The organism is uncultured Tateyamaria sp. (genome assembly GCF_947503415.1).
Lineage (GTDB): Bacteria > Pseudomonadota > Alphaproteobacteria > Rhodobacterales > Rhodobacteraceae > Tateyamaria.
The window spans coordinates 1,701,693-1,724,742 of the sequence record NZ_CANNDS010000001.1; the positions used below are offsets into that span (position 1 = coordinate 1,701,693).

A 23,050-nucleotide genomic window follows, 5' to 3' on the forward strand; every position below is an offset into this window, starting at 1 on the left:
TCATCTGGTCGATTGTTTCAAGGCGGCGTGGCTTACCGGATCAGATGATGTGCCACTTTTTCGTCGTCCCACGTGATGCCCAGACCGGGCCCGCGTGCGGTGACATATCCGTCCTCCACCGCATAGGGTTCGGTCATCAAGCCGCCCGCGATATCCAGCCATTCCAGCAGGTGCGCATTGGGGGTGGCGGCCAGCGCGTGCGCGGATGCTTCGACAAACAGATGGCTGGACACGGGCACGCCTGCGGCCTCTGCCATGGCTGCCGCGCGGAACCAGCCTGTGAAGCCACCGATCTTGATCAGGTCCGGCATGGCATAGTCGGTGTCCGCGATCATTCGGGCCGCATCGGCAGGGTGCCACCAATTCTCGCCCGACTGGATGGGGGTTGAAACCGCCGTGCGGACGCGCCGGTAGCCCGCCAGATCCTCAGCAGGCACAGGCTCTTCCACCCAAGTCAGGTTCAGCCCGGCCTCTTCAATGGCACGGATGCGGGCGGTGGCCTCGGGCGCGTCAAACGCCTGATTGTAGTCCAGCATCAAGCGCCGCTCTGGCCCGATCATGTCACGCACCACACGCAGTGCGGCGACGTCTTCGGCTACGGTTGGAAAGCCCAGCTTGACCTTGATGGCCTGAAAGCCGCGCGCCAAGGATGCCTCGATCAGCCCCTCGTCCCGCCCAGGCACAAACAGGCCCTGACTGTCATAGCAGGGCAAGGGGCGCGGTGTGGCCCCAAAAAGCGCGCAGACCGGCAGCCCAGCCGCCTTGCCCTGCGCATCCCAAAGCGCCAGGTCCAGACCGGCCAGCGCCATGCCGACCATGCCTTGTCGTCCCAGCAGGCGAAACTGTGTTTCCGTGTGGTGTGCGACATCGGCGGGCAGGGCCGACGTGCCCTTAAGTACTTCGGACAGGTCCGTCAGAAACTGCACCAGTGGCTTCAGCATCAAAGGGGTGTAGCCAAAGATATAAGCCGTGCCGGTCACGCCCTGATCCGTCTCTGCATCCACCAGCACCAGAGGGGCCGCAGGAATGGAGGCTTGTGCCGTGGTGATGGGGACGGCCAGCGGTGCCATCACCGCCCGTGCGCGGATCTGCGCGATATGCATCAGGTATAGGGGTCCAGACTGTCGCGCAGCCCGTCGCCAAGGAAGTTGAAGGCCAGAACCACGATGATGATCGGCAGCATGGGAATGGCCGTCCATGGGTAGATCTCGATGCTGGCCAGGTTCTGCGCATCATTCAGCATCACGCCCCACGACACCGCAGGGGCGCGCAGGCCAAGGCCCAGGAAGGACAGGGCCGTTTCGCCCAGGATCATGGCGGGGATCGACAGGGTGGCCGACGCAATGAGGTGAGACATGAAGTTCGGCAACAGGTGTCGCCGGATCACGCGGGACGGTTTTGCCCCCATCATCTCTGCTGCGCGTACATATTCTTCCTCTCTCAACGAGAGGAACTTACTTCGGACCGCCCGTGCCAGCCCCGGCCAGTCAAGGAGGCCAAGGATGATACTGATGATGAAAAACACCGACACCGGCCCCCAGTTTGATGGCACCGCCGCCGATAGGGCCAGCCACAAGGGCAGTTCGGGCAGGGACCGCAGGATTTCAATGGCGCGGTTCACGACCCAGTCGATCCAGCCGCCGAAATAGCCCGCAATGGCCCCGAACCCGATGCCCAGAATGAAGGACACGGTGATGCCGATCAGGCCCACCGTCAGCGACAGCTGCGCGCCATAGGAGATGCGGGAAAACACGTCGCGCCCCAGCCGGTCGGAGCCGAAGATGAACACCGTCGCCCCTTCGGGCGCGCAGAACAGGTGGCGGTCGGCGGGGATCAGGAAGAACAGCTTGTATTCGGTCCGGTTGCAGAAGAACTGCAAGGGCATGGGCCGGGATGTGTCCGTCTCGTACACCCACTGGAAGTTCTCCAGATCGGCGCTGCCGGTTGTGGGGTAGACAAAGGGGCCGACAAACTCGCCCTCGTGCCAGAATTTGATGGCTTGGGGCGGGTGGTACAGGTAATCGGCGCTGCGTTCATTGGGCGTGTAGGGCGATATGAACCCGGCAAACGGGATCGCCATATAGGCCAGAAACAGGAAGATGCCCGAGATCAAGGCCAGCCTGTGTTTGCGGAACTTGCGCCAGACCAGCACCCAGTTGGGGGCATCCATGTCCGACCGTTCGGGGGCCGACAGGTCCACGTTCGGGTCATAGGGGGCGTCGTCGATAAAGCGGCCGTCGGGCAGGGTGCTCATGGTCTTATCCTTCCCGTGCGCCGTAGCGGATGCGTGGATCAAGCAGGACCAGCAGCAGGTCCGAGATCATCGTGCCGATGAGGGTCAGGAGTGCGACGAACATCAACACGAAGGCCGCAAGGAATTGGTCCTGCGACTTGAGCGCTGTCAGAAGCGCAGGCCCGATGGTTTGCAAGCCTAGCACCACCGACACAAGAACGGACCCCGACACCATGGCAGGCAGCAGGTTGCCGATATCGGCAACAAATGGGTTGAAGGCCATGCGAAGCGGGTACTTGGTCAACAGCTTGGCGGGGGCGAGGCCCTTGGCCATGCCGGTCTCGACATACGGTTTGCTCAGCTCGTCCAGCATGTTGGCGCGCAGGCGCTGCATCATCGCGGCAGCCCCGGAGGTGCCGATGACAAAGGTGGGCACGATCAGGTGGACCAGCACGCTTTGCACCTTAGCAAGGCTCATCGGCTCGCCTTCGTATTCGGGCGCCATCAGGCCACCGATGGGCAGGCCCAGGTACTTGTTGCCGTAATAGAACAGCATCAGCGCGAGCAGGAAGTTGGGCGTGGCAAGGCCCAGATAGCCCACGAAAGCGGTGGTGTAGTCGACCCAGGTGGCGGACCGGGCCGCCGCCAACACCCCAAGGGGCAGGGCCACAAGATACACGAACAGAACCGCAGCGAGGTTCACCAGAACCGTCAACCACAGCGCGTCGCCCACGATGTCCGCCACGGGCGCGTCAAATTCAAAGGACCAGCCAAAATCACCCTGCAAGAGGCCCGAGAACCCCTGCGGGCCGGGGGCGACACCAACCCAGATCAGGTATTGTTGCCACAATGGCCGGTCGAGCGAATATTCGGTGCGCAGAAACTCCGCTTTGGCGACACCTTCGGCCTGACCTGTGGCTCGCAGCTCGGCAATCTGGTTTGACAGATAGTCACCGGGCGGCAGGTTGATGATGATGAAAATCAGCATCGACACCACGATCAACGTCAGGATCATCGTCAGCAGCCGGTAAGCTGCATAGCGGATGAACATCATTCACTCACCTGCGCGATCTGTTCATCATCCGAGAAATAGAATTCGTCGATCCGGTGCACTCCGAAATGCGCACCGGGGTCCCAGGCCCATTTGCCCTGCACCGGCACATTGCGCAGCCGGTCAGACACGACGATGGGCTGCGGTGCTTCGCTCAGGATGCCGATGCCGAACTGGTTGTCGGCGTGGATTTTCAGCATCTCCGCCCAGATGCGGGTACGCCCCGTGCGGTCGCTTGTTTCCTTCCACTCGGCGCTCAGCTCCATAAGACGGGCAGCAGGCTCAAGGTCCACGGGTTCGCCCGCAGCGCCGTGGGTCTGGTAATATTGCCCCCATTTGGGCCAGGCAAAGAACACCTGATCGGTGGGTGCCAGATATCCGGGCGGCGTGTCGGGCTGCGGCAATCCATTGTCCCATCCGTACCAGACGGCTGCCATTGTCACGCCGGAAAAGACCCGGTTGCGCAGGATGTCACGGTCCAGCGGGCGCATGATCAGCTGAATGCCGATGTCGCGCCACGTGTCGGTGATGATGGCGAGGGCGTTTTCGACCTCTTGCCGTTCGCCGGCGGTTTCGATCACAAACTCCATGGGCCGCCCGTCGGGCAGCAGCCGGATGCCAGCAGGCGTGCGTTGGTTCAGACCCATCTGGTCCAGCATCACATTGGCCGTGTCCGGATCGTAGATCGCCCATTGGGTCAGGTTCGACGGATCAAACAGCGGGCTTTTTGCGAGCGCCGTCATGCCCCCTTCCTTGCCGAGACCGAAATAGAGGGCGCGGTTGATCATGCGTCGGTCGATGCCCAATGACAGCGCGCGGCGGAACCGCGCATCGCGGATCACCTCGCGCCAGACCGGGTCGGCAAAGTTGAGGTTGGGGTAGATGGCGATCTGGCTCGCCGCGCCATTGGACCACAGATAGGTGCGGTAGGGCGCGCCGTCCGCTTCGCCCTTTTTCAGGATCGAGGTGTCGCGGAAATCAAGGCCACGGGCCTGCAAATCCGTCTCGCCCGCGTTGGCCTTGGCGGCGACAAGGCCGGAGCCCACGATGTCCATCTCGACCACGTCGATGTAAGGCAGATGCGTGCCGCGGGCGTCAACGCGGTGAAAATACGGGTTGCGCACAAACAGATGCCGCATCGCCGCCCCGGTCGAGGCGGGCTTCCACGGCTGCAAGGTCGGCAATTCGTGATTGTCGAACTTGTACATATTGTCGAGCTTGTTGTGCAGCGGTGCCCAACTGCGCACGCGCTTGGCGTCGATCATTTCTTCCATCTGTTCCATCGTGTTGAAGGCGACATGGAACTGTTTGAGGTAGTGGGCCGGGCGGTAGATGAACGGTGGGCTGGCCTGCGCCAGTGATTGCAGGAAGTTGGGGTTCGCTTTCGGGAACTCGACTACCACGGTTACGTCATCGGGGAAGGTCATCGTGGCGATCTCGTCGCCCACGCGCATCACTTCTGGCGGGCCATTGGGGCTTAACTCGTCGTTCTGGGCGACATGTTCCCACCAGTACTGGAAGTCTGCCGAGGTGAAGGGCGCGCCATCCGACCAGCGGTGACCGGGTCGCAGATGCAGGGTAAAGATGCGCCCGTCTTCGACTTCCACATCGCGCAGGATGTCTGGCTTCAGCTCGTAATTGTGGTCGTAGCCCACAAGCCGGGCATAGCCGTAAACGACCATCTGCCGCACATCCTTGGAGCGGGTGACCATGGTGCGCAAGGTGCCGCCTTGGGTGCCGAACTTGCGGCCCTTGGCTTCAAGATCGACAATCAGCGGCGTGTCGGGGATGCGGTCCACCGCCGGGTCCATCTGCCCTTTCTTCACCTCCGGCGCCCAGAATTCACTTTCCTGCACAACGGGTTGGGCCGTGGCGGGCAGCGCCATCAGCCCTGCAAAAAGAACGGCAGTCAAACGGGGCAGTCGAACGTGTCTAAACATGGCAGCGCACCTTGTGTCCGGGTTCGATTTGTATGAGGGCAGGGGCATCCACGCCCTCGAAGCGAAACATATCTGGCCAGCTTGCGGGGGATCCCGCGCCACGGGCAACTTCGGTCAGGTCAATGGGCCTGTGCACATCCGGTTCCGGCTGTGCTGCGATCAGGGCCTTGGTATATGGGTGGCGCGGATTGTAGAACAAGGTCTGCGGCGGGGCCTGTTCCACCACGACACCCTGACGCATCACGGCCACCTCGTCGGCGATACGGGCCACAACGGCCAGATCGTGACTGATAAAGAGATAGCTCAACCCCATCCCGTCGCGGATGCGTTCCAGCAGGGACAGGATCTGCTCCTGCACGGACACGTCGAGCGCCGAGGTCGGCTCGTCACAGACCAGCAGCACCGGGTCCAGTGTCAGCGCGCGCGCAATGGACAGGCGCTGCCGTTGCCCGCCGGAAAACGCATGCGGATAGCGTTTCAGCATGTCGGGATCGAGACCCACCCAGCGCAACATCTCGGCCGCCTTGTCACGGCGGGCGATCTTGTTGCCCATGCGGTGGATTTCCATCGGTTCGGTCAGTGCCTCTTGCACGCGCATACGAGGGCTGAGCGAGGAATAGGGGTCCTGAAAGACCATCTGGGCCTGCCGTTGAAAGGCCACCTTGTCGGCACGGCTCAACTTGTTGATGCACACGGGCTCTTCGTCGATGTCGGCCCGGAACAGCACTTCGGACCCTTCATCGGGCACCTCGGCGCCCAGTGCGATGCGGGCGCAGGTCGTCTTGCCCGACCCGCTTTCGCCCACCACCGCCAGCGTCTTGCCGCGCGGCAGCTTCAGGTTCACGTCAACACAGGCATGCACCTTTTTCTGGGCGCGCCAACCGCCCGCGCGAACGGTGTAGGTCTTGCAGACGTTGTTCAACTCGAGGATCAGATCCTTGTCCGGCAAAGGCTCTGCCGGTTTTGGATCCTTCGGGATCATGGGGGCGGCGGCAAACAGCTTTTGGGTGTAGCCATGGCCCGGCGCGCCCAACACTGCCGGCGCAGGGCCGCTTTCCATCACGTGGCCCTTGTTCATCACCACGACGCTGTCGGCCATGTTGGCGACGACGCCCAGATCGTGGGTGACGAGGATCATCGCCATGCCGGTGTCGCGTTGGAGGTCCTTCATCAGGCCAAGCACCTGCGCTTGGGTCGTCACGTCCAGGGCCGTGGTCGGCTCGTCGGCGATCAGCAGATCAGGCTTGGCGACCATGGCCATGGCGATCATCGCACGCTGGCGCATGCCGCCCGACATCTCGAACGGATAGGCCCGGAACGCGCGTTCGGCATCGGCAAAGCCGACGCGGTCGAAGGTGGCCAGAACATCACGCTTGGCCTCTGCGGCCGACATGTCACGGTGCAGGGTCAGAACCTCGGACACCTGATTGCCGATACGGTGCAACGGCGAGAGCGAGCGCATCGGTTCCTGAAAAATCATCGCGATGCGATCACCGCGAATGTCACGGATGGCCCGGTTGGGCAGTTGCAACAGGTCAGCGCGCGACGACCCTGTGCCAAATATCACCTGACCCTGACGCAGCTGCGCGGTCTTGGGCAGGATGCGCAATACGGACCGGCAGGTCAGCGTTTTGCCGGACCCGCTCTCGCCCACAAGCGCAAGCGTTTCCCCGTTCGCGACCGAAAAGTTGACACCGGCCACAACCGGCGGGGCCGAGCCAAAGCCGATCGACAGGTTCTTCACTTCCAGAAGCGGGGCCATTCAAGGTCCTTTGTTAGCGCGCACATGCACGTGCCAGTCAAACCGATTCCGACGACCACGTCCATACACGGGAAACTCGCGCAATTGTGCTACCGTTCCATCACTTTTTGCCCCATCTAGGGGCAAAGCGAAGGAATACACGATGACGCAAAGCCGCCTTGACCTGTTTGTGGACCGTATGGTGTCCCAACGCGCCTGTCTGGATCATGCCGCCAAGACCATCGCTGATCTGGATGGGCCGGTGTTCGAACTGGGGTTGGGGAACGGTCGAACCTATCACCATATGCGTCACATCATGCCGTCGCGGGACATCTATGTCTTTGAACGGGCCGTCGCCTCGCATCCCGACAGCACGCCCCCCGATGACATGGTTCTGCTTGGCGATGTGTTCGACACCCTGCCGCAGGCACAGGCGCGCTTTGGACCGACGGCTGTGCTGATCCACGCTGATCTGGGCGGGCACAATCGAAAGAAAAACGATATCTTTGCGCAAAAAGTGTCCCCCTTGATCGAACCGCTGCTGGCCATGGGCGGTTTGATGGTGTCATCGGACAAGATGTATTTCGATGCTCTGGTCGAACAGCCCTTGCCCGAAGGGGCGGTGCCGGGGCGGTGTTTCATCTACCGGCGCGAGAGCTGATCGGCACCACGACCTGGTTGAGATCGGCCCTTCGGGGAAAGTTTATCTGGCAAGATGAAGAGCGGATCAGCGCCCAAGTGACGTTGCGGCGCGTGTTGAAGTGCTTGCCCTTTTTTCGTGCACGCCTAGGCTGAACCTTGCGCCGGGTGGAAGACCCCGTGCGCTTTTCAACACCGGCGGAGGGACCATGAGCGACAAGATTGCCTATTCAAGAGAGGGTGATATCGCCGTTCTGACGGTGCAAAACCCACCCGTAAACGCCTTGTCCCATGCCGTGCGGCAGGGCCTGTGGGACCGTATGGATCAGGCCGAAGCCGACGCGGGCGTGCGCGCCGTTCTGATCGTGGGTGAGGGGCGCGCGTTCTTTGCCGGTGCCGACATCACCGAATTTGGCAAACCACCGCTTGAGCCGCACTTGCCCGACCTGATCAACCGGATCGAGGCGTCACCCTTGCTGGTGGTGGCGTCGATGCACGGCGTGTCGCTGGGCGGGGGCCTCGAGGTGGCGCTTGGCTGTCACTACCGCATCGCGGTGCCGTCTGCCAAAGTGGGCCTGCCCGAGGTGCATCTGGGTCTGATCCCCGGCGCTGGCGGCACCCAACGTCTGCCGCGTTTGACGGGGGGTGAGGCGGCGCTGGACGTGATGACCACGGGCCGCCACATCGGTGCGGGCAAGGCGCATGATCTGGGGATCATCGATGTCGTCAAGGACGGCGACCAGATGCACAACGGCCTCGCCTATGCTCAGAAGCTTTTGGATCAGGGGGCCACGCGCCGCCCTGTGTCCGAGATGGACCCACCTGCGGCCATTGACTGGGACGCCGCATTCGAGGCGACGCTTGCCCGCGGACGGGGCCAGATTTCGCCCGCATGGTGTGTGCGTGCGGTGCAGGCATCGGTTGAGAAACCCTTTGCCGACGGGCTGAAAGCCGAACGCCAGATCTTCTATGACCTGATGCAGACCGACCAGCGGCAGGGCATGATCCACGCCTTCTTCTCTGAACGCGCTGTCAGCAATCTGCCCGAGTTGAAGGACGTGAAACCGCGTGCCGTGCAACATATCGGCGTCATCGGCGGCGGCACCATGGGGGCTGGCATTGCCACTGCCGCCTTGCTTGCTGGCCTCGAAGTCACGCTCTTGGAAATGAGTGCCGAGGCCGGTCAAGCCGCCCGCGACCGCATCGAGCGCAACCTGTCGGGGGCCGTCAAACGGGGCAAGATCACGCCCAAACAGCATGACCAGATCCTGACCCACACCCTCCTGGTTGTGACCAACTACAGCAAGCTGAGCGATGTGGACCTCGTGATCGAAGCCGTGTTCGAGGACATGGAGGTCAAGAAACAGGTCTTTGCCGAGCTCGACCGCGTCTGCAAACCGGGCGCGATCCTTGCCTCCAACACCTCTTACCTCGACATCGACGAGATTGCAGCGACCACCTCGCGGCCCGGCGATGTGCTCGGCCTGCACTTCTTTTCCCCCGCCCATGTGATGAAGCTGCTGGAAGTCGTCGTGGGCGACAAAACCGCGCCCGACGTCACGGCGACAGGCTTTGCGCTGGGCAAGATGCTGAGCAAGATCAGCGTTCGCGCGGGCGTCTGCGACGGCTTCATCGGCAACCGCATCCTAGCGACCTATCGGCAAGCCGCCGACCAGATGATCCTTGACGGCGCCTCACCCTATGACATCGACGCAGCGCTCGAAGAGTTCGGTTTTGCCATGGGGCCGTTCGCCGTCGCAGACCTCGCGGGCCTCGACATCGGCTGGGCCGTGCGCAAACGCAAACGGGCCGAAGGGCACGCGCCTAAGCGCGACGCGACCTATGCCGACACGCTCTGCGAACAGGGGCATTTCGGCCAGAAAACGGGCAAAGGGTATTACGACTACGCCGCAGGCAACAAAGCCCGCGTGCCCAACCCTGACGTCCTGCCTATGATCGAAGCCGATCGCGCCAGGCTGGGCATCACGCCCCGCACCTTCACCCACGAAGAAATCGTGCGCCGCTATATGGCGGCCATGGTCAACGAGAGCGCCAAGGTCGTCGGCGAAGGCATCGCCCGCCGCCCGCTCGACGTCGATATGACGCTGCTCTTCGGCTACGGCTTCCCCCGCTACCGGGGCGGCCCGCTGAAATGGGCCGACATCGTCGGGCTCGCACCCCTGCTGCAAGACATCAAATCCTACGCCGCCGAAGACCCCGACTTCTGGGCCTCCGCGCCCCTGCTCGAAGAACTGGTGGCAGACAACAAAACCTTCGATGACCTGAACAAAAAGGGCTGAGATATGGACCTGAGCTATTCCCCCGACGAACAAGCCTTCCAAGCCGAGGTACGGCAGTTCCTGCAAGAAGAACTGCCCGCAGACATCGCCGAAAAGGTCCGCCTGGACACCGATCTGACCAAGGACGACATGGAACGCTGGCACGCGATCCTCAACAACCGCGGCTGGCTGGCGCAAAACTGGCCAAAGGCATTTGGCGGGGCCGAATGGTCCGCCGTCCAGCGCCATATCTACGACACCGAAGCGGCTGACGCCAACGCCCCCCGCATCGTACCCTTTGGCCTCTCGATGCTCGGCCCCGTCCTGCAAAAATTCGGCTCGAAAGAGCAGCAGGACCACTGGCTGCCCCGCATCCTCGACGGCACCGACTGGTGGTGCCAAGGCTATTCCGAACCGGGCGCAGGCTCCGACCTTGCCTCGCTGAAAACCAAGGCTGTGCGCGACGGCGACCACTACATCGTCAACGGGCAAAAGACGTGGACGACGCTGGGCCAGTTCGCCAACATGATCTTCTGCCTCGTCCGTACGGATGCGGATGCCAAGCAACAGGAAGGCATCAGCTTCCTGCTGATCGAAATGGACACACCCGGCGTCGAAGTGCGCCCGATCATCCTGCTGGATGGCTGCCATGAGGTAAACGAGGTCTGGTTCACGGATGTCAAAGTGCCCGTGGAAAACCTCGTGGGCGAGGAAAACAAGGGCTGGACCTACGCCAAATACCTGCTCACCCACGAACGCACCGGCTTGGGCGGCGTCGGCTTCTCCCAGGCGGGGCTCAAGACCGTCAAACGCATCGCCAAGGCGGCCAACCACAACGGCAAACCGCTGATCGAAAACCCGCACTTTGCCGCGCGCGTGGCGCAGGTGGAGATTGACCTGCACGCCATGGCCACCACGAACCTGCGCATCATCTCGCAGGCTGCAGCAGGCGAGGCCCCGGGTTTGGAAGCGTCCATGCTCAAGGTTAAAGGGTCGATTATCCGTCAGGAAATCAACGACTTGGCGCGCCGCGCCGTTGGCCCCTACGCCATGCCCTTCGCCTCCGAAGCGGTCGAAGGAGCGAACGACCGCATCCCCGATCCACTGGATGCAGGCCCCGTCGCGGGCCAGTATTTCAACAACCGCAAGCTCTCGATCTTCGGCGGCTCCAACGAAATCCAGCGCGGCATCATCGCCAAAGTCACCATGAGCGGAGGCGGCCAATGAACTTTGACCTGACCGAAGAACGGCAAATGCTGCAGGACACGTTGCGGCGCTACCTGCGGGAACAGTACGGCACCGCACGGCGCAACGATATCCTTGCCTCTGACACCGGCTTTTCCGCCGATATCTGGAACGAACTCGCAGAGCTTGGGGTGCTTGGCGCGCTGTTCACCGAAGACCAGGGCGGCTTTGGCGGCGCAGGTTTTGACATCGCTGTGGTGTTCGAAGAACTGGGCCGCGCAGGCGTGGTCGAACCGATCCTCGACAGCGCGCTTATAGGCGGTCGCCTCCTCGCCGCGGCGGGCAAAACGGACCTCGTGGAACAGGTGATCGGCGGTGCGCTGCACCTTGCCGTGGCCCACGGCGAACCCGACAGCCGCTATGACCTCGACCACGTCAACACCACCGCAAGCGACGACAAACTCACAGGCCGCAAGGCGGTTGTGATGAACGCCGAAGCCGCCGACCACCTTATCGTCTCGGCCAAGGACGGCGACGGCATCGCGCTCTACCTCGTGGACAAGGGCGCAGCCGGTCTCGACATTCAGGGATACCCGCTCCTCGCAGGCGGCCGCGCCGCCGAAGTCACGCTCGACAACACCCCCGGCGACCCCCTCGGCCTCACGCTCGCAGATTACGAGGCTGCCAATCGCCTCGCCCTCATCGCCCAATGCGCCGAAGCGCTGGGGGCCATGGAAACCGCCACCGCGCTCACCAAGGACTACCTGATGACGCGCAAGCAATTCGGGCGACCCATCGGCACGTTTCAGGCGCTGGCGCACCGCATGTCCGACCTGCTGATCGAATTGGAACAGGCCCGCTCCGCCGTCATCAACGCCGCGGGCTACGCGGATGACAAGGACGCCGACCTGCACCTGTCGGCCTCCAAAAACCTGATTGGTCGCATCGGTCGCCTCGTGGCCGAAGAAGCGATCCAGATGCACGGCGGCATCGCCATGACGCAGGAATACGAACTGGCCCACATCGCCAAGCGCATCGTCATGGCCGACCACCGCTTCGGCGACACGGACTACCACTTGGAGCGGTTCATTGCCCTCTCTGCCGCCTGACGGGCCAGGGATCATCCGCGACGAGACGGGCGCGCAAACGCTGCTCGGCTATGTCGTGGACATCCGGCAATCGGACGGCGTGTCGCGCTGCTGGCTCGACATCGGTGCGCAGCACGGCAACCGCCACGGCGGCCTGCACGGCGGCATCATGTCCGCCATGCTCGACAACGCGATGGGCTTCGCGGCAGCCCGCACCGTCGACGACAAGGGCGACACCAAAGTGGCAACACTGACCATGACGACCAACTACCTCGCCCCCGCACGCGACGGCGTGGTGGTGGCAACCGGCGAAGTGGCAGGCGGAGGTCGCAGCACAATCTTCACCGAAGGGCGTCTGGAAGACGAAAACGGCACCGTACTTGCCACCTCCACAGGCGTCTACAAACGGGTCAAAGGTGCCTAGCGTCTACGACCTCCTCGCCCATCAGGTCGCCACGCGGCCCGATGCGCTGGCCTTGGAAGATGTCACCGGCGCGCAACTCAACTACGCGCAGCTCAGCGCCGCCGTAGACGAGATCGCCGAGGTGCTGAAGGCCAAAGGCATCGCCTCCGGCGACCGCGTCATGATCGTCTCCGAAAACTGCGCCGCCAAGGTCGCCGCCCTCTTCGCCACATGGCGCATCGGGGCCATCGCGGTCCCGATCAACGCCCGCCAAACCGAGGCCGAAATCGCCCGCGTCGATGCCCATGCCGAGCCGAAAGCAGTGTTCTTCACCACACAAGTCTCGGCAGATGCGAAAAAGCACAGCATCACCGCACAGCAAAATATCGCAGATATAGACGCCAGCACCATATCCGGCGGATGGGGCAAACTGTGTCTACACTGTCCCCGCGGGGACAGTTTCGCCGGGGACAGCGACGTCGCCGTCCTCCTCTACACCACCGGCACCACTGGCGATCCCAAAGGCGTCATGCTCACCCACGACAACGTCCGCTTCGGCGGCAAAACCAGCGCCGAACTCCGCAGCATGACCACAGATGACCTCATCTACGGCGTCCTGCCCACCACCCACGTCTTCGGGTTGTGTTCGGTGGTCGTCGCCGCCATCCACGCGGGCGCCCCCGTCCGCCTGATCCCCCGCTTCGTCGTGGCCGACGTCTTCGACGCCCTGCGTGACGGCATCACCCTCTTCTCTGCCGTCCCGCAAATGCACGCGCTGCTCATGGCCCACGCCAAGGCGCTCGGGCAGACGGCGCTTGGGTCCAGAACCCTCCGCTACGTCTCGTCCGGCGCGGCCCCGCTTGACCCCACATGGAAACGCGAGGCCGAGGCGTTCTACGGCGTCGCGATCCAGAACGGCTACGGCATGACCGAAAGCACGGCGGGGACGGCGGCGACATTGAACAAGATCGGTAACCCGGATACCTCCGTCGGTCCGGCGCTGCCGGGGATCGAGATTGCGATTGATGAAGAGGTGCCGGGCGGGGAGGTGCTGACCCGTGGACCACATGTGATGAAAGGATATTTCCGCAATCCGGGCGAGACTGCGAAGGTTTTGAGTGACGACGGCTGGTTGCGTACCGGGGACCTTGGGCAGATCGATGCGGACGGCAAGCTGCACATTCTGGGACGGGCGAAGGAGCTGATCATCCACGGTGGGTTCAACGTGTTTCCGCCGGAGGTTGAGGCCGCTTTGAATGATCATCCTGAGGTCGTTCAGGCGGCTGTTGTGGGCCGCACCAAGGACGGCGACGAAGAGGTGCTGGCCTTTGTTCAAGTTCCAGACGCAACCGTATTGTCAGAGGCTGATCTGCGTGCATTCGTGAAGGACAGGTTGGCCGGCTACAAGCGGCCCGCGCGCTATGTTCTGGCGCAGAGCCTGCCTGCGGCCCCGACCGGGAAAATCCTCAAGCACAAGTTGATCGAGACGTTCTCGGACCTGTTGGACTAGGTCCAGACCCCTTCGGCGGCCGCGCGGATGTTGCGGATGTTCTCGCCGTAAGGGGCGGGGTCACTGACGGAACCGCCCCGGAACACGGCCGAGCCTGCGACCAACACGTCCGCCCCAGCCTTCGCAACCAGAGGTGCCGTGGTGGGATCAACGCCGCCGTCGATTTCGACGTGGATGGGACGGTCGCCGATCATGTCGCGCAGGACGCTGATCTTGGACGTCATGTCGATGAACTTCTGACCACCAAAGCCCGGGTTCACGGTCATCACGCAGATCAGGTCGACCATGTCCATCAGGTCCGCAACCGCTGCGGCGGGGGTGCCGGGGTTGACGGCGACACCCGCTTTCATGCCTGCTCCGCGGATGGCTTGCAGGGTGCGGTGGATGTGGGGGCCTGCCTCTACATGCGCGGTCAGCACGTCGGCTCCGGCATCAGCGAAAGCGTCGATATAGGGATCAACCGGGGCAATCATCAGGTGCACGTCCATTACCCCCTTGATGTGCGGGCGGATCGCGGCGCAGGTGGCGGGGCCGAAGGTGATGTTGGGGACGAAATGGCCGTCCATGACATCCACGTGAATCCAGTCGGCGCCTTGCGCTTCGACAGCGGCGCATTCCGCGCCGAAATTGGCGAAGTCGGCGGCAAGGATGGAGGGGGCGATCTTGATCGAGCGGTCGAAGGTCATGGCAGCCTCTTGTATGGTGGGTGCGATATATCTGGCGGACAGCCCGGTGGAAAGGGGCCCTTCGGGGAGGATTTTTCTGAAACAGGGAAGTGGTGGCCGCTCGCCCTGGATTTCTGAGGGGCGTACATCATAATTAGTTTGACAAGTGAATTAATGGGCGCGAATGTGAAGCCAAGGGAGGATGTCGATGTATCTTGGGCTTGATCTGGGCACGTCGGGTGTGAAGGCGTTGCTGGTCGATGAAGACGGGCACGCGGTGGGCAGTGCCGACGCCACCTATGACGTGTCGAACCCGGCTGCGGGGTGGAGCGAGCAGGACCCGGCCGATTGGGTGGTCGGGGTCACTGCGGCGTTGGCTGCTTTGCGCGACGCGCATGCGCAAGCGTATGGCGCGATCCGGGCGTTGTCTTTTTCGGGCCACATGCATGGGGCCGTTATGGTGGATGCTGCGGGCGTTGTGCTGCGCCCGTGTATTCTGTGGAACGATACGCGCAGCCATGCGGAGGCGGCGGCGATGGATGCTGACCCGGTCGCGCGTGCGGTTAGTGGCAACATCGTTTTCCCCGGGTTCACTGCGCCCAAGCTGGCGTGGGTTGCCAGGAATGAACCCGACGTCTTTGCCCGGGTCGCCCGCGTCATGCTGCCCAAGGATTACCTGCTGTGGTGGCTGACAGGGCGCTATGCCACCGAGATGTCGGATGCCGCGGGGACTTCGTGGCTGGATGTAGGTGCGCGGGGCTGGTCGGATGACCTGTTGGCCCTTGGCGGCATGCGCCGTGATCAGATGCCGGACCTGTTGGAAGGCACGGACGTGGTGGGCGAGGTGCAGGCCGCGCGCTCTGATCTGGGGCTGCCTGCGGGCTGCAAGGTTGTGGCGGGCGGCGCGGACAATGCCGTGGCCGCCTGCGGTGTCGGGGCCTTGGGCGAGGGGGACGGGTTCGTGTCCCTTGGCACCTCTGGCGTCGTGTTGGCGGGCCGGGGCAGCTATGCGCCCGATGCGGGCCGCGCGGTACATACGTTTTGTCACGCGGTGCCCGGCCGCTGGTATCAAATGGGCGTGGTGCTGGCCGCGACCGACAGTCTGAACTGGTTGAGCCGGATCACGGGGCACAGTGCCGGGGCCCTGTCCGGTGCGTTGGGGGATGTCCTGGCCGCGCCCGGTGAGGTGAAGTTCTATCCCTATCTGTCCGGCGAACGGACGCCACACAATGATGCGCAGGTGCGCGGTGGGTTCACAGGGCTTGGCATCGCCAGCGGACCCACAGACCTGACCCACGCTGTCATGGCTGGCGTCAGCTTTGCCCTGCGCGACAGCTTCGAGGCGCTCAAAGCCACGGGCGCGCACCTCCCGTCTGCCCTTGCCATCGGCGGCGGCAGCCAGTCCGACTACTGGACCCGTATGCTGGCCACGACCCTCAATATCCCGCTGGAACGCCCGGACGAGGGCGCTTTTGGAGCCGCTTTGGGGGCGGCCCGGATTGCCATGTGCGGTGACACGGGCGCGGACCCCAAGGACGTGATGACCAAACCGCCCATCGCTGACGTGATAGACCCGCAGGCGGACCTGATTGCTGCCTACGATGATGCTTATTCCGCCTTCGCAGGCGCTTACCCCAAACTGAAGGCCATGCCATGACCACAGGATTCTTTGACGCCGTACCACCTGCCACATTCGAAGGCCCGGACAGCACCAACCCGATGGCCTTCCGCCACTACAACCCAGACGAAGTGGTGATGGGCAAGCGGATGGAGGATCACCTGCGCTTTGCCGTCGCCTATTGGCATTCCTTTGCGTGGGAAGGGGGCGACCCATTTGGGGGGCAGACGTTCATTCGCCCGTGGCATCCGCAGGACGATATGGGCCGCGCCAAGATGAAAGCCGACGTGGCGTTCGAGATGTTTGCGCGTCTCGGTGTCCCCTATTTCTGCTGGCACGACGCCGATATCCGTCCCGAAGGCGCGACGTTCTCGGAAAGCCTCGACCGGTTGAACGAGATCACGGACTATTTCGGCCCCAAGATGGAAGAGACAGGTGTGGGCTGCCTTTGGGGCACGGCCAACATGTTCAGCCATCGCCGCTGGATGTCGGGTGCTTCGACCAACCCGGACCCGGATGTGTTCGCCTACGCCGCCGCGACGGTCAAAGGGTGCATGGACGCGACCCAAAAGCTGGGCGGTCAGAACTATGTCCTGTGGGGTGGGCGCGAAGGGTACGAAACCCTGCTCAACACCGATATGGGGCAAGAGCTGGACCATATGGGCCGCTTTCTGTCGATGGTCGTCGAGTACAAGCACAAGATCGGCTTCAAGGGTCAGATTCTGGTAGAACCGAAGCCGCAGGAGCCATCGAAGCATCAGTACGACTATGATGCGGCAACTTGTATCGGGTTCCTGCGCAAGTATGGGCTGGAAGATGAGGTGAAGCTGAACCTCGAACAAGGGCATGCCATTCTGGCGGGGCATTCGTTCGAGCATGAGATTGCGGTGGCGGCCTCCGAAGGGCTGCTGGGCTCCATCGATATGAACCGCAACGACTACCAGTCGGGCTGGGACACGGATCAATTCCCCAACAACGTGCCCGAGGTGGCGCTGTGTTACTACCATATCCTGAAGGCGGGCGGCCTTGATCTGGGCGGCACGAACTTCGACGCCAAACTGCGTCGTCAGTCTCTGGATGCCGAGGATTTGATTGCCGCGCATGTGGGGGCCATGGACATCTGCGCGCGCGGGCTCAAAGCTGCGGCAGCAATGATCGAGGATGGCGGTTTGGAAGACGCTTTGAGCGCCCGCTATGCCGGGTGGGAGACAGCCGAGGCGCAGGCGATGCTGGGCAGTGATCTGGCGTCGATTTCCGACCGTGTGCTGTCCGAAGGGATCGAGCCGCAGCCGCATTCGGGTCGGCAGGAGATACTGGAGAACTATGTTTCGCGTTTCGTTTAAGGCGCTTGGTTTAGCCCTGATGGCGGCCCCGGTCTGGGCCGCCGATCTGCCGTTCGAGGAACCTGTGTTTCCCGCCGTCGATGCCGCACAGGTCGAACTTGGCCAGTTGTTGTTCTACGACCCGATCCTGTCCGGCTCAAAGACAGTCAGTTGCGCCACGTGCCACCACCCCAAATTCGCCACGGGCGACGGGGTGTCGCTGGGCCTTGGCGACGGGGCAAATGGCTTGGGACCGGACCGGGTGGCCGATCCCAAGAACCTGCCGGAACAACGCATCCCCCGCAATGCGCCGCCACTGTTCAACCTTGGGGCCACAGAATTCACGGTGTTCTTCCACGATGGCCGGTTGGAGGAGGACGCAACCCGCCCTTCCGGCATCCGCACGCCACTGGGGTCGGAGATGGAGATGGGTTTTGCCTCTGCATTGTCAGCGCAATCCATGTTCCCGGTGCTGTCGGCGGACGAGATGGCGGGGCATTACAGCGAGAACGACATTTCCCAGGCCGTGCGGCAGGGCCTGATCACCGGACCCGGTGGCGCGTGGGACAGGCTTTCGCAACGGATCGAGGCGATCCCGGAATATCGCACCCGCTTTGACGACGTGATCGGGGACAAACCCATCCACTTCACCGACATTTCCGATGCGGTCGCGGCCTTTCTCGATTTCGAATGGCGCGGCGTGGCCAGCCCCTTTGACCTCTACCTGCGCAACGGGACTGAAATGGAGCCCGCCGCCATGCGCGGCATGGACCTGTTCTATGGCAAGGCAGGGTGCGCAGACTGCCATGCGGGCCGCTTCCAGACGGATCACGACTTCCATGCCATCGCCATGCCGCAGATCGGGCCGGGCAAGGCCGCGCGGTTTGAAAGCCATGCGCAGGATACGGGCCGCATGCGGGTGACGGGCGACGTGCAGGATGCCTATGCCTTCCGCACTCCGCCCTTGCGCAATGTGGCGCAAACGGCTCCGTACGGACACGGTGGGGCCTATGCCTCGCTCGAAGCGGTGGTGCGGCATCACCTTGATCCGGTTGCCAGCCTGCGCAGCTACAACATCGGCCAAGCGATCATGCCTGGGTTTGACGCCGCCGACATGCGCGTGCTGAACGATCCGGCCGAAGTGGACCGCATAGCAGCCGCCAATGACCTTGCGCCGGTCAACCTGAACGACGCCGAAGTGGACGATATCCTCGCCTTTCTGCACGCGCTCACTGACCCACAAAGCATCCGCGGCGCGCTCGGCATCCCTGCGACCGTGCCAAGTGGATTGCCCGTCGATCAATAAGACAATACGCCCTTCAACTTCTTCTGACTGAAAATACCACGGGGGTTTGGGGGCAGAGCCCCCATTCGATGAAACGAATCGCGTCGCGCAGCGTCTATTGGATTACCGCTCGATGGACAGAGCCGTGTTCACATCGACCTTTTGCCAGTCGCCCCACGATCCATGTGGCCCGCGCACGCGAACCGAAACCTTGTCTGTCGCACCTACACCAAAGTGCTGCGGCCCTGCGACACCCCCTGCATGCCCGCCGCCCACGACGATCTCGCGCGCCTGCACCGTCCGGCCATCATCCACCTCTATCCAATCGCCCACGGCTTGCGTGTTCACGCCCTGCTGCGTCACGGATACAGAGACCCAATTGCCGGTGGCCTCAGATGCGTTCTGCCACACCTCCAAGGGCGCGCGCCGGTTCACAACGGCCAGATCCAGCAGCCCATCATTGTTGAAGTCAACCAAGGCCGCCCCTCGGCTGCGGTGCATCGAAGCGACACCAGCCACATCGCCCATTTCGGCAAAGCTGCCGTCAGGCTGGCCCATCAGCAGGTTGTTGGGGTCTTCCATCGCGTTGCCGGGCATCTGCTGCACATTGCCCTTTGCGATGAAGGCATCGTCGAAGCCGTTGTTGTTCACATCCCCAAAGGCGATGTGCCATCCGGTCGAGGGGCGTCCGTCGCCGCCCACATAGGGGCGTTGCGCGGTTGTGCCCATCTCAAACGGCACATCAACAAAGCCCGGCCCGTCACCCACTTGCTTCATCAAACGCTGATCGCCCATGGAGGACAGGTACACCTCGTCCCGCCCATCCCGGTCCAGATCACGTGCGGCGATGCCCATGCCCCAGAGCATGTGGCGTTCCCATCCGTCCTCTTCTGTAAATAGGCGTGGGGTCGGGTCCATGGCCCAAAGCTGTTCCTGACCCTCGCGCACATAGTAGTGCCGGTCGTTCGACACCCGCAGATCCGCGCGGCCCATCCGGGACCAGTCCGTAAACAGCATCGACAAGGCGCAATGACCCGGGGCCAGATCGCTGACGGTATAGATCGCTCCATCCGGCCGCCACAGATGGTTCACATCGCACGCCTCGAACGGGCCTTCGGGATCGCTGCGGTCGACGTAGTGCCCGAAGGCGAGGGTCGGCGCGGTCTGCCCGGCCTCCCACGTGGCCGAGAATGCGGTGGACCAGTGATCACCGAATTGAAAGGGCATGGCGGTGAAGCCGCAATCGCCATCGCCACGCAGGATCACGTCGGGGCCCACGCGCAGCATGACCAGATCAAGCAGGCCATCGTTGTCGATGTCGATCGGGTAGGCACCGGTTGTGCCTGTCATGATCAAAGCCTCTGGCGTTACATCGACAAAGGCAACCGTGCCGCCGGGGGCCGAGGTATTCTGCAACAGCATTGCCGGATTGGTGCCGCCTGCGGCCACAAGGTCCGTCAGCCCATCGCCATTGCAATCCAACGCGGCCAACCCACCGCCCACAAAATGCTCCCACCCGCCGTCATAAACGTGGGACGGCACGTCCACAGGAACGAAACGAGGATCGGCGGCAGCGGCCGGGTGCGCCAGACCGAGGAGCACCGCGACGAGGCCCCGCCCTACGTCAGATTTTTGGAAAAATCTGCCACGCTCAGGCATCTTCCAGTGCCTCCACTGCGGTGTCCTGCACAAACTCCAGCGCATAGGCGGCGGCACCGCGCGCCCACATCAGGTTGTCCCACTTGTGCACGACAACATCCGGCGCGGGCTTGTCGATCTCCACGATGCTCTTGCGCATCTCTTCGATCACCGTGTCGGCATAGAGATGGTCGAACTGCATTTGTTCGCCTGCCAGAATGACCAGTTCGGGGTCGAAGATGTTGACGAGGTTGGCAAGCCCCATGGCAAACATCTTGCCGGCGCGCTCCACCACCGTGCGGGCGGTTGGGTCACCTGCCTTTGCGGCGGTCAGGACGGTCGAAACCGCTTGATTGGTGGGCGTGGTCAGGCTCATGCCGCCGACGCTCGATGCCTCTCGCACGAGTGCATAGTCGGCCACATAGGCTTCAAGACACCCCCGTTGCCCGCAGCGGCACAGGGCACCGTCCAGATGGACCTTGGTGTGCCCGAACTCCGCCCCGCATCCCCGCGTGCCGCGATAAAGCTGACCGCCCAGCACCATCCCCATGCCCACACCACTTTCAATCGTGATCACGATGAAATCCGAGTGATCCTTGCCCAGCCCGAATGCGAGCTCGGCCATCGCCACAAGGTTTGCATCATTGTCGAGGTAGACATCGACGCCCAGTACGTCCCGCAATATTTCGCTGAATGGCACGTTGCGTTGATCCAGCGACGGGGACCAGTAGACCAGCCCATGTTCCGCATCGACCACACCGGCCAATCCAACGCCGACGCCCGAGATGTCAGAGGTCACGCGCCCCGCCCTTGCAGCGAGCGCGTCCAATCCGTCGCGGATATGTGCAGCGAGCGCGTCAGGCGTCAATCGGCCCGTAGGGATCGGGCATTCGTGATCGGCCACGTGCACCCCCTCGAAATCCATCAGCACCAGCGAAATGGACGTGCCCGACACTTTCAATCCGGCGATCAGATGCGCGCATCCTGCCACCTTCAGATCGACCCGCGGGCGGCCTCGGGCCGATTCGTCGCTGCGTGATTCGCGGGGCACTTCCTCGATCAATCCGCCGCGCAAAAGGTCGGCTGTCACGGACGTCACCGTGGCCCTGCTGATGCCTGTATGCTCTGCCAGATCAATGCGCGGCACGGGTCCGCGTTGCGATATTTCGCGCAAAAGCAGCCGCCTGCTTTCGACCTTATGATGACCGAATGCCATGATATTATTCTCTTTTTTCCTCCCGCTGCACGGCGCGGCCTGCAGCCTGTATATGGGATGATGACTGTTTTTTTGAAAGCTGTCCAATTTAATTTGCTTTTCGAATTTAAGTCGCTAACAATGAGTCACCCGCCGCAAAACCATGACGGCTGGCCATGTCTTTGGGAGGACACCTATGAAACGACGCACGCTACTTGGCGCCCTGGCGGCTGCCACCATGATTTCTTCGCCGATGCTGGCTCAGGCACAGGATCTGACGGTCGGTGTAAGCTGGTCGAACTTCCAGGAAGAACGCTGGAAAACAGACGAAGCCGCGATCAAGGCAAAGCTGGAAGAGCTGGGCGCAAACTACATTTCGGCTGACGCGCAGGCCTCTGCCGCCAAACAGCTTACGGATGTTGAAGCGCTGATCGCGCAAGGCGCCGACGCGCTGATCATCCTTGCGATGGACAAGGACGCCATTGGCCCGGCCATCGATCAGGCCGACAACGAAGGCATTCCGGTTGTGGGTTACGACCGTCTGATCGAAGACGACCGCACCTTTTACCTGACCTTTGACAACAAGGGCGTGGGCCGCATCATCGCCGAAACCGTGATGGCTGCTCAGCCCACAGGCAACTACGCCATCATCAAGGGCGACAAGGGTGACCCGAACGCTGGCTTCCTGCTGGAAGGCATGATGGAAGTCATCGGCGACAAGGTCGAAGCGGGCGAGATCACCATCGCGGGCGAAGCGTTCTCGGACGGTTGGAAGCCTGACAATGCGCAGAAGAACATGGAACAGATCCTGACCGCCGCAAACAACAACGTCGACGCGGTTCTGTCCCAGAATGACGGCATGGCCGGTGGTGCAATCGCCGCTCTGCAAGCGCAGGGTCTGGATGTGCCGGTCGGCGGCCAAGACGGCGACCACGCCGCTCTGAACCGTGTGGCCCGTGGTGAGCAGACCGTGTCGGTCTGGAAGAACTCGCTGGATCTGGGTGCCAAGGCGGCTGAGATTGCCGTGGCTCTGGCGGGTGGTACATCGCTGTCGGATGTTGACGGTGCCGTACAGTGGTCCGGTGGTGCAAATGGTGTTGAGATGAACGCCATCTTCCTCGATCCCACGCCGATCACCAAAGACAACATCAGCGCCGTGATCGACGCAGGCCACATTGCCAAAGACAAGGTCTGTGCCGGTGCCATCGACGGTGTTGACGGCTGCTAAGCCCTTAACTGACTATTCGGGTCCGGCGGC

General features: G+C 62.7%; 18 protein-coding genes. 10 read left to right on the forward strand and 8 right to left on the reverse strand.

Annotated features, from left to right (window positions below; translation table 11 throughout):
* Positions 1-32: 32 nt before the first annotated feature.
* From Q1A32_RS08325 to Q1A32_RS08345, 5 genes are read right to left on the reverse strand one after another with little or no spacing between them, the layout of a single operon-like run.
* Positions 33-1,103: an enolase C-terminal domain-like protein gene (locus Q1A32_RS08325; RefSeq protein WP_299651779.1), complete on the reverse strand. Its 1,071-nt coding sequence runs from the start codon at positions 1,101-1,103 to the stop codon at positions 33-35.
* Entirely contained in the window at positions 1,103-2,254 is a 1,152-nt protein-coding gene (locus tag Q1A32_RS08330) for an ABC transporter permease (RefSeq protein WP_299613523.1), read from the reverse strand. The genes Q1A32_RS08325 and Q1A32_RS08330 overlap by 1 nt, the downstream gene beginning before the upstream one ends.
* A gap of 4 nt (positions 2,255-2,258) precedes the next feature.
* Positions 2,259-3,287: an ABC transporter permease gene (locus Q1A32_RS08335; protein WP_299613521.1), complete on the reverse strand. Its 1,029-nt coding sequence runs from the start codon at positions 3,285-3,287 to the stop codon at positions 2,259-2,261.
* The gene (locus Q1A32_RS08340; RefSeq protein ID WP_299652844.1) at positions 3,284-5,170 is read right to left on the reverse strand and encodes an ABC transporter substrate-binding protein; all 1,887 of its coding nucleotides are present in this window, start codon (positions 5,168-5,170) and stop codon (positions 3,284-3,286) included. The genes Q1A32_RS08335 and Q1A32_RS08340 overlap by 4 nt, the downstream gene beginning before the upstream one ends.
* A 46-nt stretch (positions 5,171-5,216) precedes the next feature.
* Positions 5,217-6,986, reverse strand: coding sequence for an ABC transporter ATP-binding protein (locus tag Q1A32_RS08345; RefSeq protein WP_299613519.1), 1,770 nt, complete (start codon positions 6,984-6,986; stop codon positions 5,217-5,219).
* A gap of 142 nt (positions 6,987-7,128) precedes the next feature.
* Here Q1A32_RS08345 and Q1A32_RS08350 point away from each other — a divergent pair, with 142 nt between their 5' ends.
* The 6 genes from Q1A32_RS08350 (at position 7,129) to Q1A32_RS08375 (ending at position 14,069) form a co-directional block, all read left to right on the forward strand.
* Positions 7,129-7,626, forward strand: coding sequence for a class I SAM-dependent methyltransferase (locus tag Q1A32_RS08350; RefSeq protein WP_299651781.1), 498 nt, complete (start codon positions 7,129-7,131; stop codon positions 7,624-7,626).
* Between the two features lie 187 nt (positions 7,627-7,813).
* Positions 7,814-9,904 carry a 3-hydroxyacyl-CoA dehydrogenase NAD-binding domain-containing protein gene (locus Q1A32_RS08355; protein ID WP_299651783.1) on the forward strand — a complete coding sequence of 697 codons (2,091 nt, stop codon included), beginning with the start codon at positions 7,814-7,816 and terminating at the stop codon, positions 9,902-9,904.
* A 3-nt stretch (positions 9,905-9,907) separates the two neighbouring features.
* Positions 9,908-11,110 carry an acyl-CoA dehydrogenase family protein gene (locus Q1A32_RS08360; RefSeq protein ID WP_299651785.1) on the forward strand — a complete coding sequence of 401 codons (1,203 nt, stop codon included), beginning with the start codon at positions 9,908-9,910 and terminating at the stop codon, positions 11,108-11,110.
* The gene (locus Q1A32_RS08365) at positions 11,107-12,177 is read left to right on the forward strand and encodes an acyl-CoA dehydrogenase family protein (protein ID WP_299651787.1); all 1,071 of its coding nucleotides are present in this window, start codon (positions 11,107-11,109) and stop codon (positions 12,175-12,177) included. The genes Q1A32_RS08360 and Q1A32_RS08365 overlap by 4 nt, the downstream gene beginning before the upstream one ends.
* Positions 12,158-12,580, forward strand: coding sequence for a PaaI family thioesterase (locus Q1A32_RS08370; RefSeq protein WP_299651789.1), 423 nt, complete (start codon positions 12,158-12,160; stop codon positions 12,578-12,580). The genes Q1A32_RS08365 and Q1A32_RS08370 overlap by 20 nt, the downstream gene beginning before the upstream one ends.
* Positions 12,573-14,069, forward strand: coding sequence for a class I adenylate-forming enzyme family protein (locus tag Q1A32_RS08375; protein WP_299651791.1), 1,497 nt, complete (start codon positions 12,573-12,575; stop codon positions 14,067-14,069). The genes Q1A32_RS08370 and Q1A32_RS08375 overlap by 8 nt, the downstream gene beginning before the upstream one ends.
* Here the strand turns inward: Q1A32_RS08375 and rpe are convergent.
* Positions 14,066-14,755 (reverse strand): ribulose-phosphate 3-epimerase, encoded by a 690-nt coding sequence (gene rpe / locus Q1A32_RS08380; protein ID WP_299651793.1) that lies wholly within the window; start codon positions 14,753-14,755, stop codon positions 14,066-14,068. The two genes, Q1A32_RS08375 and rpe, sit on opposite strands and share 4 nt — an antisense overlap.
* Before the next feature lie 187 nt (positions 14,756-14,942).
* Between rpe and xylB the strand changes: the two genes are divergently transcribed.
* From xylB to Q1A32_RS08395, 3 genes are read left to right on the forward strand one after another with little or no spacing between them, the layout of a single operon-like run.
* Positions 14,943-16,391 carry a xylulokinase gene (xylB, locus tag Q1A32_RS08385; protein ID WP_299651795.1) on the forward strand — a complete coding sequence of 483 codons (1,449 nt, stop codon included), beginning with the start codon at positions 14,943-14,945 and terminating at the stop codon, positions 16,389-16,391.
* Positions 16,388-17,695, forward strand: coding sequence for a xylose isomerase (xylA, locus tag Q1A32_RS08390; RefSeq protein WP_299651797.1), 1,308 nt, complete (start codon positions 16,388-16,390; stop codon positions 17,693-17,695). Before xylB ends, xylA begins: the two co-directional genes overlap by 4 nt.
* Positions 17,676-18,980, forward strand: coding sequence for a cytochrome-c peroxidase (locus Q1A32_RS08395; protein ID WP_299651799.1), 1,305 nt, complete (start codon positions 17,676-17,678; stop codon positions 18,978-18,980). The genes xylA and Q1A32_RS08395 overlap by 20 nt, the downstream gene beginning before the upstream one ends.
* A 102-nt stretch (positions 18,981-19,082) precedes the next feature.
* Here the strand turns inward: Q1A32_RS08395 and Q1A32_RS08400 are convergent, their stop codons facing one another.
* Both Q1A32_RS08400 and Q1A32_RS08405 read right to left on the reverse strand, forming a co-directional pair.
* Positions 19,083-20,618, reverse strand: coding sequence for a VCBS repeat-containing protein (locus Q1A32_RS08400; protein ID WP_299651801.1), 1,536 nt, complete (start codon positions 20,616-20,618; stop codon positions 19,083-19,085).
* Complete coding sequence (locus Q1A32_RS08405) at positions 20,611-21,813, reverse strand: ROK family transcriptional regulator (protein ID WP_299651803.1); 1,203 nt, start codon at positions 21,811-21,813, stop codon at positions 20,611-20,613. Before Q1A32_RS08405 ends, Q1A32_RS08400 begins: the two co-directional genes overlap by 8 nt.
* A 217-nt stretch (positions 21,814-22,030) precedes the next feature.
* On the opposite strand from Q1A32_RS08405, the gene Q1A32_RS08410 reads away from it, so the two are divergent.
* Complete coding sequence (locus tag Q1A32_RS08410; protein WP_299652847.1) at positions 22,031-23,020, forward strand: substrate-binding domain-containing protein; 990 nt, start codon at positions 22,031-22,033, stop codon at positions 23,018-23,020.
* Positions 23,021-23,050: the final 30 nt, after the last annotated feature.

Coding starts and splice junctions, on each gene's coding strand:
- Q1A32_RS08325 (WP_299651779.1), bottom strand. CDS start 1,103: ATGCATATCGCGCAGATCCGCGCACGGGCGGTGATGGCACCGCTGGCC.
- Q1A32_RS08330 (WP_299613523.1), bottom strand. CDS start 2,254: ATGAGCACCCTGCCCGACGGCCGCTTTATCGACGACGCCCCCTATGAC.
- Q1A32_RS08335 (WP_299613521.1), bottom strand. CDS start 3,287: ATGATGTTCATCCGCTATGCAGCTTACCGGCTGCTGACGATGATCCTG.
- Q1A32_RS08340 (WP_299652844.1), bottom strand. CDS start 5,170: ATGGCGCTGCCCGCCACGGCCCAACCCGTTGTGCAGGAAAGTGAATTC.
- Q1A32_RS08345 (WP_299613519.1), bottom strand. CDS start 6,986: ATGGCCCCGCTTCTGGAAGTGAAGAACCTGTCGATCGGCTTTGGCTCG.
- Q1A32_RS08350 (WP_299651781.1), top strand. CDS start 7,129: ATGACGCAAAGCCGCCTTGACCTGTTTGTGGACCGTATGGTGTCCCAA.
- Q1A32_RS08355 (WP_299651783.1), top strand. CDS start 7,814: ATGAGCGACAAGATTGCCTATTCAAGAGAGGGTGATATCGCCGTTCTG.
- Q1A32_RS08360 (WP_299651785.1), top strand. CDS start 9,908: ATGGACCTGAGCTATTCCCCCGACGAACAAGCCTTCCAAGCCGAGGTA.
- Q1A32_RS08365 (WP_299651787.1), top strand. CDS start 11,107: ATGAACTTTGACCTGACCGAAGAACGGCAAATGCTGCAGGACACGTTG.
- rpe (WP_299651793.1), bottom strand. CDS start 14,755: ATGACCTTCGACCGCTCGATCAAGATCGCCCCCTCCATCCTTGCCGCC.
- xylB (WP_299651795.1), top strand. CDS start 14,943: ATGTATCTTGGGCTTGATCTGGGCACGTCGGGTGTGAAGGCGTTGCTG.
- xylA (WP_299651797.1), top strand. CDS start 16,388: ATGACCACAGGATTCTTTGACGCCGTACCACCTGCCACATTCGAAGGC.
- Q1A32_RS08395 (WP_299651799.1), top strand. CDS start 17,676: ATGTTTCGCGTTTCGTTTAAGGCGCTTGGTTTAGCCCTGATGGCGGCC.
- Q1A32_RS08400 (WP_299651801.1), bottom strand. CDS start 20,618: ATGCCTGAGCGTGGCAGATTTTTCCAAAAATCTGACGTAGGGCGGGGC.
- Q1A32_RS08405 (WP_299651803.1), bottom strand. CDS start 21,813: ATGGCATTCGGTCATCATAAGGTCGAAAGCAGGCGGCTGCTTTTGCGC.
- Q1A32_RS08410 (WP_299652847.1), top strand. CDS start 22,031: ATGATTTCTTCGCCGATGCTGGCTCAGGCACAGGATCTGACGGTCGGT.